Annotated in this window: 12 protein-coding genes; 9 read left to right on the forward strand and 3 right to left on the reverse strand. The window is 65.2% G+C overall.

From position 1 onward, the window contains the following. Window positions 1–19: 19 nt before the first annotated feature. Window positions 20–1,234: a hypothetical protein gene (locus OC450_RS24085; protein ID WP_262048798.1), complete on the forward strand. Its 1,215-nt coding sequence runs from the start codon at window positions 20–22 to the stop codon at window positions 1,232–1,234. A 74-nt stretch (window positions 1,235–1,308) separates the two neighbouring features. Here OC450_RS24085 and OC450_RS24090 read toward each other — a convergent pair whose 3' ends face one another. Then, entirely contained in the window at window positions 1,309–1,623 is a 315-nt protein-coding gene (locus tag OC450_RS24090) for a hypothetical protein (protein ID WP_211381156.1), read from the reverse strand. A 196-nt stretch (window positions 1,624–1,819) separates the two neighbouring features. On the opposite strand from OC450_RS24090, the gene OC450_RS24095 reads away from it, so the two are divergent. The 5 genes from OC450_RS24095 (at window position 1,820) to OC450_RS24115 (ending at window position 6,950) form a co-directional block, all read left to right on the forward strand. Continuing rightward, window positions 1,820–2,299 carry a hypothetical protein gene (locus OC450_RS24095; RefSeq protein ID WP_211381157.1) on the forward strand — a complete coding sequence of 160 codons (480 nt, stop codon included), beginning with the start codon at window positions 1,820–1,822 and terminating at the stop codon, window positions 2,297–2,299. A 221-nt stretch (window positions 2,300–2,520) separates the two neighbouring features. Beyond that, the gene (locus tag OC450_RS24100; protein WP_211381158.1) at window positions 2,521–3,468 is read left to right on the forward strand and encodes a TAXI family TRAP transporter solute-binding subunit; all 948 of its coding nucleotides are present in this window, start codon (window positions 2,521–2,523) and stop codon (window positions 3,466–3,468) included. 171 nt (window positions 3,469–3,639) lie between these two features. Continuing rightward, entirely contained in the window at window positions 3,640–5,751 is a 2,112-nt protein-coding gene (locus OC450_RS24105; protein ID WP_211381159.1) for a TRAP transporter permease, read from the forward strand. Then, window positions 5,748–6,131, forward strand: a complete 384-nt coding sequence (locus OC450_RS24110; protein ID WP_256807318.1) for a DUF1850 domain-containing protein — start codon at window positions 5,748–5,750, stop codon at window positions 6,129–6,131. Before OC450_RS24105 ends, OC450_RS24110 begins: the two co-directional genes overlap by 4 nt. Window positions 6,132–6,143: 12 nt before the next feature. Beyond that, entirely contained in the window at window positions 6,144–6,950 is an 807-nt protein-coding gene (locus OC450_RS24115; RefSeq protein ID WP_211381161.1) for an SDR family NAD(P)-dependent oxidoreductase, read from the forward strand. A 180-nt stretch (window positions 6,951–7,130) separates the two neighbouring features. On the opposite strand, the gene OC450_RS24120 is transcribed toward OC450_RS24115, so the two are convergent. Together OC450_RS24120 and OC450_RS24125 are read right to left on the reverse strand one after the other, a co-directional pair. Beyond that, on the reverse strand, window positions 7,131–7,901 hold the full coding sequence (locus OC450_RS24120; protein WP_211381162.1) for a hypothetical protein: 771 nt from the start codon (window positions 7,899–7,901) through the stop codon (window positions 7,131–7,133). 84 nt (window positions 7,902–7,985) lie between these two features. Next, window positions 7,986–9,563, reverse strand: coding sequence for a cation:proton antiporter (locus OC450_RS24125; protein WP_262048799.1), 1,578 nt, complete (start codon window positions 9,561–9,563; stop codon window positions 7,986–7,988). A gap of 96 nt (window positions 9,564–9,659) precedes the next feature. Between OC450_RS24125 and OC450_RS24130 the strand changes: the two genes are divergently transcribed. The 3 genes from OC450_RS24130 to OC450_RS24140 all read left to right on the forward strand — a co-directional run bounded on the left by OC450_RS24130 (window position 9,660) and on the right by OC450_RS24140 (window position 14,062). Next, window positions 9,660–10,448 carry a tetratricopeptide repeat protein gene (locus OC450_RS24130; RefSeq protein ID WP_211381164.1) on the forward strand — a complete coding sequence of 263 codons (789 nt, stop codon included), beginning with the start codon at window positions 9,660–9,662 and terminating at the stop codon, window positions 10,446–10,448. 132 nt (window positions 10,449–10,580) lie between these two features. Next, window positions 10,581–11,966: a tetratricopeptide repeat protein gene (locus OC450_RS24135; protein WP_262048839.1), complete on the forward strand. Its 1,386-nt coding sequence runs from the start codon at window positions 10,581–10,583 to the stop codon at window positions 11,964–11,966. Between the two features lie 185 nt (window positions 11,967–12,151). Beyond that, on the forward strand, window positions 12,152–14,062 hold the full coding sequence (locus OC450_RS24140; RefSeq protein WP_262048800.1) for a propionyl-CoA synthetase: 1,911 nt from the start codon (window positions 12,152–12,154) through the stop codon (window positions 14,060–14,062). Window positions 14,063–14,070: the final 8 nt, after the last annotated feature.

Genomic DNA, 14,070 nt, shown 5'->3' on the forward strand with positions numbered 1-14,070 from the left:
TGCCTGCTAAGAGGGCGGCATGCGTCATTCGATTCGAAATGCCGTGAGGCTGGTTCCACTCGCGCTCGTTCTGCTCGCGCCCGCCGCGCGTGGTGGCGGGGCCGACGCGCTGGCGCCCGCCGTCCGCGATGCCAAGGCGCAGTTGCTGTCGCAGTTTTTTGCGCAAGGTGGGGCGTCGCCCGCCGTGCTCGAATATCGCCGCAAGCTGCAGGAATATCAGGCCGCCCGCGCGGCCTTCGACGAGGAGGCCGGCGCCTATTGGAGCCAGATCTCCGAGAAGCGGAAAGGTCGCAACGCCAAGCGGCGCAGCGGGCAGCAGATCACGCTCGACGACTATGTGCTGGAGCATCCGCCGCTCTACAGCGGGCCGAAGCGGCCGGCGAACCCGGAGCCGGAGGAAACGCCGGATCGCCCGACCAGGAAGCCGATACCCGTCGTCGCCGATCTCCTCCGCGCGGCGCAAGACCTCTACCATTTCACGCCGCAGCGGCCGGCCAGCGAGATCGAGTTCAAGCGTGCCTATGCGCGCTACGCGCTCGCTTCGGGCCTGACGCGCGAGCAGGCCGTGCGGGTCTATTCGTTCGAGACCGGCGGCACCGGCAGCTACGACGTGCAGGCGGGAATCGAGCATGGCGGCAAGCGCGCGATCTCGACCGCGATGGGCTACAATCAGCTCTTGACCACCAACAGCGTCGAGCTGCTGGCCGAGCAGGGCCATGAATTCATTCGTGCGCTGAGTGAAAAGGTCGCACGGACCTCAGGGCCGGCGCGCCAATCGCTCGAGCACAAGCTCACTGTCCTGAAGAAAATGGTGGCGCATGCGAAGTCGGTGCCCGACTCCTGGTCGGAGCACGAGAAGATCGGCAACACCGCGCAGGGCTGGGCCATGCATGCGATGGTGCTCGACATCGATATCGGTCCGATGTTGCAAACCCACAAGCTGCTGACGTCGGTGCTGTTCGCGCGCGCCAAGGGCTACACCCGCCCGCTCAGCGCGGCCGAGCTCGAGATGATGAACCTCACCGGCGACGGCACCGGCCTCGACATGGTGACGATGCCGCAGGCGATGCGCGAGCAGGTGCCGACCTCGAACTTCTTCCAGCGCGGCGGCTATGAGCGCAACCCGGTCGCGATCCGGCACAACACGGTGGCCAAGCTGCTCGCGGTGACGGACACGCGGATGGACAGCAATGGCAAAAATGCCGGCGCGCGGGAGCTGGCGGGGGCGTTTTGACGGCAGCGCTATGAAAGGTGACGCCCCCTCCTTCCGGGACGACGCCGAACGCGTGGCGCCGCGCCGCCCGCCTGCTAATTCGACCCGAACTTGAACTTGCCGTCGCCTTCCAGATACGGGCCGCTGCGCATGTAGAGCTGGCCGTTCTGGCCGATGAAGAACAGCGTGCCCTTTGGCACCTTCTTGGCACCCTTCAGCAGCTCGCCGGCATTGTTGGTGCCCATCTTGTAGGAGAGGGTCTTGCCTTCCTTGTCATAGGCATAGCCGGTGTCGGATTTGAGCTCCCACGGCGTGGCTGTGGTCTGCGCGAATGCCGGCGCGGCGAACGCGCCGAGCGCCGTTACGAGTGCAACCGAAACAAGTGCAAATGTCTTTGTTGAAAATGCCATCATCCATCCTCCCCGCCATTGGGGTCCGCGACTTGAACAAATCACGAACGATGTGTCCTGGTCAATTTGCGAAAGCGCCGCAGCGCATCACGTCTTTCCCAGCAGTTTGTGATTTTCCCTTCGTCCCCGCGCGACTATGTTCCGCTTTCCGTCTAGAACGCAATTCGACAAAAATATGGGGTAGGGGATGATTCGGATGAACCTCGTCACTAAAGCTTGCTCGGCCGCCGGCCTGTTGCTGACCGCGTTGGCGCCGGCCGCCTGGGCCGATGATTACCAGCTCAGCCACAACCAGCGGATTTCGTGCAGCCGCGGCCTTGCCCCGGGCAAGCTGAACACCGCGACCTGCAAGTCCTACACTTACCTCTTCAACACCAAGACCTCGGAATATTTCCGCTGCCAGGTCTCGCTGGCGCTGACCCGCGACAACAAGGAAGTCATCAACGTCCAGACCGACGGCGGCTGCACCAAGAAGCCGCGCATCTTCGAGGGCGACGGCCATTATGATTTCGACGTGACCGAGACCGAGCCGCCGAACACCAATTCGTTCTTCGGCCCCGGCGGCTACTCGGTCTGGGCCGCCGACGTCAACGCGCAGAAGATCCGCGGCTGCATCACCATCTCCTCGGGCCTCGGCTCCGACATTTCCAAGTGCCTGGACATGACTTTCCAGTAGGGCTTGCCAGTAGGGCATGCCAGTGAGCTGGTCGCGCGCTCGAACCCGATCGGTTCGGGCGCAGCCATCGTCTCCGGCTGCGCCACCTCGCCGCACCCGCCGGGTTCCCCAAAAGCCGAGCCGGATCGGCCGTTTACTGCAGTCCTGTTTTGCCTATTGGATGGGTTGACCCGCACCCCTCATCCGGCCAATTTCGCCGCCGGTTTGGGGAGTACAAAATCATGAAACGGACGATCATCGGCGTGGCCGCGGCTCTTGCTCTGGCGGCGTCGGCACCTTGCGCCCAGGCGCAATCCTTCATCAACGTGCTGACCGGCGGCACCTCCGGCGTCTACTATCCGCTCGGGGTCGCGATCGGGAAGATCTACGGCGACAAGATTCCGAACGTGAAGACGCAGGTGCAGGCCACCAAGGCGTCGGTCGAGAATTTGATCCTGCTCCAGCAGGGCCGCGGCGAACTGGCGTTCACGCTGGGCGACTCGCTCAAGGCCGCCTGGGATGGCGACGAGGAGGCGGGCTTCAAGACCAAGCTCGACAAGCTGCGCACCATCGGCGCGATCTACCCGAACTACATCCAGATCGTCGCGACCGCCGAGAGCGGCATCAAGACGCTGGCCGATCTCAAGGGCAAGAGCCTGTCGGTCGGTGCGCCGAAGTCGGGCACCGAGCTCAATTCGCGCGCGATCCTCGCGGCGGCCGGCATGAGCTACAAGGACCTCGGCAAGGTCGAGTATCTGCCGTTCGCCGAATCCGTCGACCTCATGAAGAACCGGCAGCTCGCAGCGACGCTGCAATCGGCCGGCCTCGGCGTCGCCTCGCTGAAGGATCTCTCGACGTCCAGCCCGATCACGGTGGTGTCGGTGCCGAAGGAGACCGTCGACAAGATCGGCCCTCCGTTCATCGCTGCGATCATTCCGGCCAACACCTATGCCGGCCAGGACAAGGACGTTCCGACCGCAGCCGTCGTGAACTACCTCGTCACCAGCTCGGCGGTGTCGGACGATCTCGCCTACCAGATGACGAAACTGGTCTACGAGTCGCTGCCGGAATTGCAGAACGCGCACGTGGCCGGCAAGGAGATCAAGCTCGAGACGGCCGCCAATGGCAGTCCGGTTCCGCTGCACCCCGGCGCGATCCGCTATTACAAGGAAAAAGGGCTGATCAAGTAGGACAGGTGTCATGGCCGGGCTTGACCCGGCCATCCATCCTCAAACAATCGCCTTTCGATGGATGCCCGGGTCTACGCGAAGACGCGCTTCGCGCTTTGGCCCGGGCATGACGTATTCAGGGCGCAGCGCGAATGCTGTAAGAACGCCCCAGCAGGGCGCGGGGACATATCGATGTTGCAGGCAGAGGGTAGCCAAGCGGCGCCCATCAAGGTCGAGTTCGACAATTTCGAGCATGGGTTCCCGGAAGGGTTCGGTCCGGGCTGGTGGGGCCATCTCGCCTACTGGATCGGCATCGCGTTCGCGACCTTCCAGCTCTATGTCGCCGCCTTCAACTATCTGCCGAGCCAGGTGGTGCGCGGGGTCCATGTCGGCTTCCTCGTTCTCCTCACCTTCGGCCTGATCGGCAACTTCACCGCGAAGAGCGCGGCCGGCCGCGCGCTCGGCTGGGTGATCGGCGGCGCCGGCTTCTTATGTGGTCTCTATCAGTGGATCTTCTACGCGGATCTGATCGCGCGCGACGGTGATCCGACCCGCCTCGATCTCGTGGTCGGCACACTGCTCGCGGTGCTGATCTTCGAGGGCACACGGCGCCTGATGGGCGCGGCGCTGCCGCTGATGTGCGGCGCCTGCCTCGTCTACTGGTTCTTCGGGCAGTATCTGCCGTCGCCGCTCAACCATCGCGGCTACGATTTCGACCAGATCATCACGCATCTGTCGTTCGGCACCGAAGGTTTCTACGGCGTGCCGATCTACGTCTCGGCGACCTACATCTTCCTGTTCATCCTGTTCGGCTCGTTCCTGGAGCGCGCCGGCATGATCCAGCTGTTCACCGACGTTTCTCTTGGGCTATTCGGCAGGACCCGCGGCGGCCCGGCCAAGGTCGCGGTGTTCGCCTCGGGGATGATGGGCACGATCTCCGGCTCGGGCGTCGCCAATGTCGTCACCGTCGGCCAGTTCACCATTCCGCTGATGATCAGGTTCGGTTACCGCCGCGCCTTCGCCGCCGGCGTCGAGGCCACGGCCTCGATGGGCGGGCAGATCATGCCGCCGGTGATGGGCGCGGTCGCCTTCATCATGGCGGAGACGCTCGGCGTCCAGTATTCGGAGATCGTGAAGGCGGCCGCGATTCCCGCGATCCTCTATTTCGCCTCCGCCTTCTGGATGGTGCATCTGGAAGCCGGCAAGCACGGTCTCACCGGCATGAAGCGCTCGGAGATACCGAGCGCCTGGAAGGCGCTGGTGACACGCTGGTATCTCGTGCTGCCGCTCGCCGCGCTGGTCTACATGCTGTTCGAAGGCTTCACGCCGCTCTATGCCGGCAGCATGGGCCTCGCGCTCACGGTGGCGTTAATCCTGGGCGCCAGCATCACGGCGGGCGTCTCTCACACGGCGATCCGCACCATCTTCTGGATCGGGCTTGCGCTCGTCGTCGCGGCGCTGTCGCGTGACGGCCTTCAGATCGTGCCGGTTGCAGGCGTCGTCGTCGGCTTGATCGTCATCACCGCGTTCGTGCGCGGCGGGTTTGCCGCCCTGCGCGCCTGCCGCGATGCGCTGGCCGAAAGCGCCAAATCCGCCATCACCGTCGGCATGGCCTGCGCCATCGTCGGCGTCATCATCGGCATGATGTCGCAGACCGGCGTCGGCACCATCTTCGGCGGCTGGGTGATCGGTCTCGGCGAGAAGAGCCTGTTCCTGGCGCTGATCATGACCATGCTGCTGTCGATCCTGCTCGGCACCGGCATTCCGACCATCCCGACCTACATCATCACCGCTGCGCTCGCCGCGCCCGCGCTGGCGAAACTCGGCGTGCCCCTGATCGCGAGCCACATGTTCGCGTTCTATTACGGCATCATGGCCGACCTCTCGCCGCCGGTGGCGCTGGCAGCGCTCGCGGCGGCTCCGATCGCGAAGGAGAACCCTGACAAGATCGGCTGGGAGGCGATGCGCATCGCGCTCGCCGGCTACGTCATTCCCTTCATCTTCGTCTATTCGCCGGCCCTGATGCTGCAGGCCGGCGATCCCATGGCGGCCAAGCTCGGGTTCTACGGCGCGGTGGCGCTCGCGAGTTTCAAGGCGCTGGTGGCGATTGCGCTGTTCGGCATGGTGGCGATCGGCTTCCTGTTCACGCGCCTGACGCTGCTCGAACGCCTGGTCGCGCTCGGCGCCGCGCTCTGCCTGCTCGGCGACTTCCCGTTCAGCGACACCGCAGGCTTTCTGCTCTCTGCCGCGGTGGCGCTGTGGCAGTGGCGGCAGCGTCCGCCGGCAACGGTCGAGGCGGTGTGAGCCTCTGTCTTGCGACAGCCTCGGGCGTGAAGGCGCTGGCGCTGACCGCCTTCACGCTGGTGTGGACGCATTCGATCGCAAGGGTCGACTGGCAGGAGGACTGGCGCGTCACCCCCGCCGGTCTCGAACTGGTGCAGGCGCGGGTGAAGGGCACCGGCCCCGGCATGGAGCCGCCGCCCGAGGCGCGGCTGGTCGACGGCTGGTTTCAGTGGAGGCCTGAGCGAGCGCCGATGCCGGAGGTCGTGCTCGGCAATTCCGGCGCGGCGGGGGAATGGCGGCTCTGCCATGACGGCACGTGCCGGACGTTGTCGGAGATTGTCGGTCATCCCATTGGTGCTAACGTCACCACGATGAAGGTCTGCGAAGAACAGCAGAAATAAGGGAGACACGCGATGGATCGGCTCAAGGGCAAGGTTGCGATGGTGGTGGGCGCCGGTTCGATCGGACCGGGCTGGGGCAACGGCAAGGCTACCGCGGTGACCTTTGCGCGCGAGGGCGCGCAGGTGTTTTGCGTCGACCGCAACGGCGCGGCGGCCGAGGAGACCGCGAAGCTCATCACGGATGAAGGTGGCAACGCGACCGCTTTCACCGCCGACGTCTCGCGGCCTGCCGAGATCGAGGCGATGGTCGCGGCGTGCCTGAAGGCCTATGGCCGCGTCGACGTGCTCGACAACAATGTCGGCATCGCCGAAATGGGTAGCGTGGTCGAGGTGACCGAGGAGAGCTGGGACCGCGTCTTCAGCGTCAATCTCAAGAGTGCCTATTTCGCCATGAAGCATGTCATTCCTGTCATGGTGAAGCAGGGCGGCGGCTCGATCATCAACATCTCCTCGATCGCCTCGATCCGCCACATGGGCATCTCCTACGTCACCTACGGCACCTCGAAGGCGGCGATGAACCAGATGACCCGCACCACCGCGATCGAGTTCGCGCGCCATCATGTGCGCGTCAACGCGATCCTGCCCGGCTTGATGAAGACGCCGATGGTGGAGCATTCCGCCGGACTTGCGAACAGCTACGCCAAGGGCGACGTCGAGGCGATGTGGCGCGCGCGCGATGCGCAGGTGCCGATGGGCCACATGGGCGACGCCTTCGACGTCGCCAACGCCGCGCTGTTCCTGGCGTCGGACGAGTCGAAATATGTGACGGGGATCGAGCTGGTGGTCGACGGCGGGATCACCTGCAAGGCGGGCGCGTAAGCCGTCTCATACTCCGCTGTCGCCCCGGGGCGCGCAGAGCGCGAACCCGGGACCCATAGCCACAGGGTAGAGTTGTTTTGCTGAGTAGTCACTCCGAGAATTCGTAAACACGGCGTCCTGTGGTTATGGGTCGCCGATCGGCGCTGCGCTTGTCCGGGACGACGGTGGAGTGTCTGGCTGCTACTGCGCCAGCGCCAGAATCCCGCCGGCGAATGAATGCCACGCCGTCGTCTCGCTGATCGGCCAGTTCAAGACCTTCACCGCGAGCAGCGCGAGCGTTCCGGTGATGTAGACCGGATGCACGCGGCCCTCGGTGCGCCAGTCGCGCACCATGGCGACGACGAGCAGCAGCGAGGCGACCACGGCCGGCGCGATCGTGACCGGCACCGGCGGCGGGCCGGGTGGTCCCGGAGGCGCGAGGAAGGTGAGGAACCAGCGCGCGATCGCGGCATCGAGGATCGAGACCGCTGCGAGCAGCATCAGGCGCTTGTGAATATCGGGCTTCCGCGTGTTCATGATCGCGAGCACGAACGCACCTGCGAAGAACGCGATCCCGCTCATCGGCACGATCGAGAAGGCGATGCCGGCGTCTTTCTGCCCGAGCGCGGCGGAATGCTGCATCACATGCACGGAGGCGAGGAAACCGAAGATCGTCATCGCGGTCGCGAGCGAGACGCCGGCGATGCCGAGCGCCCGGTGATTGACCACGCGGCCTGAGGCTGCGAGCCAGGTCTGGATCACGAAATAGAGAGACCAGGTGAAGAACAAGAGTCCGTGAAAATGGATCACCGGGCTTGCGGAAAATGTCCGGTGGGCGAGCGGCACAAAATAGGTCGGTGCAAAGCCGAGAAATGCGGTGGCAGCACAGGCCAGGGACATGTGGAAATAAAAATATCGTGCAGGCGACGCATCACGCGCGCGTACACGACGGTCGTCGATCAGGGTCGTCATGAGTGATGAGTCTGGACAGGCGGCGTTTGGTTCAAACGCCAATGTCGTCCCGGATCGGCGCGTGCCTGTCCGGGACGACGAGCCTCATCCCCCCGCGCTCAATTCCGCGCGATCGAGCTCCTCCTCGATCCGGTGAAAGGCGTCGTCACCGATCACCTCGGTGGCACGCAGGCTGAAGATCGATTTGCGCGCGGCTTGGATGGCGCGGCGGCGCAGGGGATCGGCGGGCAATTCGCCGTTGGTGATGCCGCCGTTCGGATCGTCGTCCGCCTGCATCAGGATGGCGCGATATTCGAGCCGCAGGATCTCCGCTTCTTCCGACGGATCGTCCTCGATCGCGTCGAGCGCGGCGCGATAGGCCGCCGCGCGAGCGCGCGCGACCTCGATGCCGACGGGATCGTCGTCCTTGAGGTTGAAGGCGAGGATCAGCGGCCGCAGCGTCAGGCCCTGGATCACCAGCGACCCCAGCACCACCGCAAAGGCGATGAAGACGATGAAGTCGCGATAGGGAAAGTTCTCCGGCAGGGCAAAGGCAGTCGCGAGCGTGACGAGGCCGCGCATGCCGCACCAGGAGATGATGAGGCCGCCCTTCGGCGAGGCGACGGCCTTGGGATCCTTCGGATGATAGATCTCGCGCGCGATCAGCACGCGCAGCGTGGTGCGGTAGAATGTGATCCAGAGCAGCCGCACCAGCACTACGGTGAGCAGGATCCAGCCCGCCGCCACGCAATATTCCCAGCGTACCTCCGCGTCCAGCCGGGTCCAGATCGGGCGCATCTGCATGCCGATCAGCATGAAGGCGAGCACGTTGAGCACGAACACCATCGTCTCCCAGACCGCGTAGGACGGCACCCGAAGCCGTGCCGGCATGCGCTCGCCCGCCGTGCGTGCGATGGTGATGGCGTAGACCACGATGGTGAGGATGCCGGAGAGGCCGAGATGCTCGGCGGCGATCCAGACCATGAAGGTGGTGGCGAACTGCACGATGATCGCGCTCGGCGCTTCCTTCACGCGCTCCATGAACAGCGGGATGATGCGCCCCGCGACAAGACCCGCCACGACGCTGCCGACCAACCCCAGCGCAATCGTCGGCGCGACCTCGCTCCATTTGAGGTGCTCCATGACGACGGCGCCGACCGCGATCCGATAGATCAGGAGCGCGCTGGCGTCGTTGAGCAGGCTCTCACCCTCCAGCACCTTCACCATGCGGTGGGGCAGCTTGACTTGGCTCAGGATCGCGACGGCGGCCGCGGCGTCCGGTGGCGCCACAATGGCGCCGAGCGCGATTGCGGCGGCCCAGGGCATGTCAGGCATCAGCCGGTGCGCGACATAGGCCACGCCGACCGTGGTCAGGCCGACAGCGGCCACCACCAGGGTCGAGACCGGAACCCAATTCTTGCGCAGATCGCGCAGCGAGGTGTCGAAGGCGGCATCCAGCAGCACCGGTGCGACAAAAAGGGCCAATGCCAGGTCGGGTTCGAGCGTCCAGGACGGGCTGTTCGGCACGAAGGCGATCAGCGCCCCGCCGATGGCAAGAAAGGTCGGGTAGGGGACCTTGATCCGCCGGGCCAGCGCCGATAATGCAACGGCGCCGAGCAGCAAAGCGATGATCCATTCGAATGTCGACACGTCAATCCCCGAAACCGATTTGACCGGCGCCACAAGCTAGCACCAATCCGGCCGTATGATGGATAGTGCGGCCCAAAGGCAAGACCCCAAAGGCAAGATCCGAGGCAAGACTTTCCGACTGTGATCAGCATGCGTTCCTTTCTCGTTCAGTTGCCCGGCGCCGCACTGCTCTGCGCGCTCTCGCTCGTCGCGGCCCAAGGCGCGGCCCATGGCGCGACCGGCGGCGAGCCGGTTGCGGCGGCGCCGCAGGTCGACGTCGCGCCATGCCTCACGGCTGCCGCGGCCGACGACGTCGACAAGGCGGCCACCGCCTGCGCGGTCGTGATCGACAACGAGAAGACGGCCAAGGCTGACCTGATCAAGGCGCTGATCGCGCGCGGCGCGCTGTATGCGCGGCACGACCAGACCGACCGGGCGATCGCCGACGACAGCCGTGCTCTTTTGCTCGATTCCAGCCTCGCCGATATCTTCAACGCGCGCGGCGAACTCTGGCTGAAGAAGGGAGACAGGCCCAAGGCGGTACAGGATTTCGGTGCGGCGCTGAAGATCGACCCAAACCACGAAAAGGCCAAGGCCAACCACAAGGCGATGGCGCGTGAGCTCGAGCGGATCGGGGCGCAGATGGCGGTCGCCGGCAAGCCCAGCTTCAATTGCAGGAGTGCGCGCCGCGCGGTGGAGAAGGCGATCTGCGCCAACCGCGAACTCGCCGACCTCGATCGCGAGGTCTTTGCATCCCATGCGCGTGCCGTCCGCGAGGCGCAAAGCATGCGGAACCCCAACCCCGACGCGCGAACGCTCCAGCGCGAGCAGGACGACTTCGTCGCGCGCCGCAACGCCGAATTCGGGCGTCCCGGCTACGATCTGAAGAAGGCAATGCAGGAGCGCTTGCTGCGGCTGAACGGGGTGGATGGGTATTGAGATTCTTCGCCTCTCCCCGCAGGCGGGTGAGGAGAGCAGGCACCGTCCGCCTCTGATGACGGGCCCGGTTTTGAACCGATTCTTTGCTCCCCGCGACAATGGTGAAAACCTGACGTCATGGAGCCCTCTGTCATGTGCGGCACGCAACCTTCCGCGCAAACCTTGCCATTTACCGGGTCGCCGCTGCGCGCCCTGCTGCTCGGCGCGGCGATGAGCCTTGTCCTGGCGGCGCCAGCGTCGGCCGCCGTCGATTGCGCGCTGGGCAGCAAGGCCGCGCCCGCCGAGTTGATCCCTGCATGCAGTGCCATCATTGATCAGGCTGCCAATCCAGCTTCCGGCCGCGCCGGGGCACTGCTGGTTCGCGCCGACGCCAATGCGCGGACTTCGGGGGGCCTCACGCAGGCGCTGCGTGATATCGACCGCGCCATCGCGCTCGACGGCAGGAATGCAAAGGCCTGGCGCCTGCGCGGCGATCTGCTGCGCGAGGCCGGCGGCGATCTCAACCGCGCCGCGGCGGACCTCGGCAAGGCGATCGAGCTCGATCCGCAGGATGCGGAGTCCTACGAGCTGCGCGGCGTGGTCTACACCAATCAGCGCCGGCTCGACCGCGCGCTCGCCGACTACGACCAGGCGATCAAGCTGAAGCCGGACTATGCGCAGGCCTGGTCCGATCGCGGCGTTACCTACTATCTCGGCGGCGACAACGAAAAGGCGATCCGCGATCTCTGCGAGGCGCTGCGGCTCGATCCGAACCGGCCGCGGAGCTACACCAATCGCGGCGCCGCCTACAAGAAGCTCGGCCAGCTCGACAAGTCGGTCGCCGATGACGGCGAGGCGATCAGGCTCGATCCGAAAGTGCCTGAGTATTACGACAATCGCGGCCTGTCGCTGGCTGCGATGGGCGAGTACGACAAGGCGATTGCCGACTACGATCGGGCGTTGCGGCTCGCGCCGAAGCCGAATTTCTTCACCAACCGCGGCGATTCCTATCACCTCAAGGGAGAACTGGGTGCGGCGCTGAGCGATTACGACGCCGCGCTGAAGCTCGACCCGAATTTCGCACAGACCTACAACAATCGCGCCGTGCTCTACAAGAAGATGGGCGAGCGCAGGAAGGCGCTGGCCGATTACGAGACCGCGTTGAAGCTCGATCCCGGCAATGACAACGCCGCCGCCGGCCGCCGCACCATGATCGCGGAGATCGCCAAATTCGGCGCCGAACCGCTGCGGCCGCTCGCGGCGAATTCCGGCAGCGGCCCGTCGTTCGATTGTGCCACGGCTAGGCGCGAGGTCGAGAAGGTGATCTGCGCCGACCCGCAGCTCGGCGTGCTCGACCGCCAGATCGCCGAGACCTACGAGCGGCTGCTGAAGGCGACGAAAGGGCGCCCGGCGAGCGACCTGCGCAAAACACAGCGCGATTTCCTCACGACGCGCAATGCGAGCTTCGGCCGGCCGGGCTATGATCTGAGGAGGGTCATGCAGGAGCGGTTGCAGCGGCTGAACGGGATGGAGAGCTAGCCGTCTGCTCGCCTCTACCCGCAAGAACGGGAGAGGGAGAAGATTCGTTCTTTCAGCTTGAACCGCAGCCCGTTCCCGGGAAAATACCTCCCAAACGAGGCCGGCACTTGATCCGGGTCATGGCGGGACTTTTGTCCTGCCGTCAGGTCAAGGCCAAGCCAATAAAGGGAACGGGAGCGCGGGACATGAGCATCCAGGGGAAGAGCAGCTATCACGAGGTCCATGCGCGGTCGCTGGCCGATCCCCAGGGCTTTTGGGCCGAGGCGGCGACGGAGATCGACTGGATCGAGCCGCCGAAGACCATCTTCGATGCCTCGCAGGGCGTCTACGGCCGCTGGTTCAGCGGCGGCGTCGTCAACACCTGCTACAACGCGCTCGATCGCCATGTCGAACGCGGCCGCGCCGACCAGGTCGCGCTGATCCATGATTCGCCGCTGACGAACAGCGTCACCAAGTTCACCTATGCCGAGCTGCTCAGCGAGGTGCAGGCGCTCGCCGCCGTCATGCAGGATTTCGGCGTCGCCAAGGGTGACCGCGTCATCCTTTACATGCCGATGGTGCCGGAGGCGGTGGTCGCGATGCTCGCCTGCGCGCGTATCGGCGTGGTGCATTCCGTCGTGTTCGGCGGCTTTGCCGCCAAGGAGCTCGCCACTCGCATCGACGATGCGCAGCCGAAGCTGATCCTGTCGGCGAGCTGCGGCATCGAGCCCGGCCGTATCGTGCAGTACAAGCCGCTGCTCGACGAGGCGATCAGGCTTGCCGGCAGCAAGCCGAAGGCCTGCATCGTGCTGCAGCGTCCGCAGCTCACCTGCGACCTCACGCGGGGCCGCGACTACGATTGGGCGAGCCTGCGCCGCAAGGCGATGAACGACAGCAAGAAAGCGCCTTGCGTGCCGGTTGCCGCCACCGATCCGCTTTACATTCTCTACACCTCGGGCACCACGGGCATTCCCAAGGGCGTGGTGCGCGACAATGGCGGGCATCTCGTCGCGGTGAAATGGTCGATGTTCAACCTCTATGGCGTCAAGCCCGGCGAGGTCTGGTGGTGCGGCTCCGACATCGGCTGGGTGGTCGGCCACAGCTACATCGTCTATGGCCCGCTGCTGCATGGTGCGACCTCGATCATGTATGAGGGCAAGCCGATCGGCACGCCCGATGCCGGCGCATTCTGGCGCGTCATCAGCGAGCACAAGGCGGTCGCACTCTTCACCGCGCCGACCGCGTTCCGGGCGATTCGCAAGGAGGATCCGGAAGGCAAGTTCATCCGGCAATACGATCTCTCCCAATTCCGCACGCTGTTCCTCGCCGGAGAACGCGCCGACCCGCCGACGGTGGAATGGGCGGAGCAGCAGCTGAAGGTGCCTGTCATCGACCATTGGTGGCAGACCGAGACCGGCTGGTGCATCGCCGGCAATCCGGTCGGTCTCGGCATGTTGCCGGTGAAGCACGGCTCGCCGACGGTGCCGATGCCGGGCTATCAGGTCGACGTGGTGGACGAAGCCGCAAAGCCGGTCGGGCCCAACACCATGGGCTCGATCGTCATCAAGCTGCCGATGCCGCCGGGCTGTCTGCCGACGTTGTGGAATCAGGATTCGCGCTTCAAGGAAGCCTACCTCAGCGAATTCCCCGGCTACTACAAGACCTCCGACGCAGGCTACAAGGACGAGGACGGCTATGTCTTCGTCATGGGCCGTACCGACGACATCATCAACGTCGCCGGCCACCGGCTCTCCACCGGTGGCATGGAGGAGATCCTGGCTTCGCATCCGGATGTCGCCGAATGCGCCGTGCTCGGCGTCAAGGACGCGATCAAGGGCGAGGTGCCCTGCGGCTTCCTGGTGCTCAAGGCCGGCGTGAAGCGCGCGCCTGCCGAGATCGAGAAGGAGATCATCGCGCTGGTGCGCGACAAGCTCGGTCCCGTTGCCGCGTTCAAGCTTGCGATCACCGTCGGCCGCCTGCCCAAGACGCGCTCCGGAAAGATCCTGCGCGGCACCATCAAGAAGATCGCCGACGGCGAATCCTGGACCATGCCTGCGACGATCGAGGACCCCAAGGTGCTCGACGAGATCGGCGAGGCGCTGAAGGGGCGGGTGTGACGGTCGCG

Source organism: Bradyrhizobium sp. Bra78 (assembly GCF_024519855.1).
In the GTDB taxonomy this organism is placed as follows: domain Bacteria; phylum Pseudomonadota; class Alphaproteobacteria; order Rhizobiales; family Xanthobacteraceae; genus Bradyrhizobium; species Bradyrhizobium japonicum_G.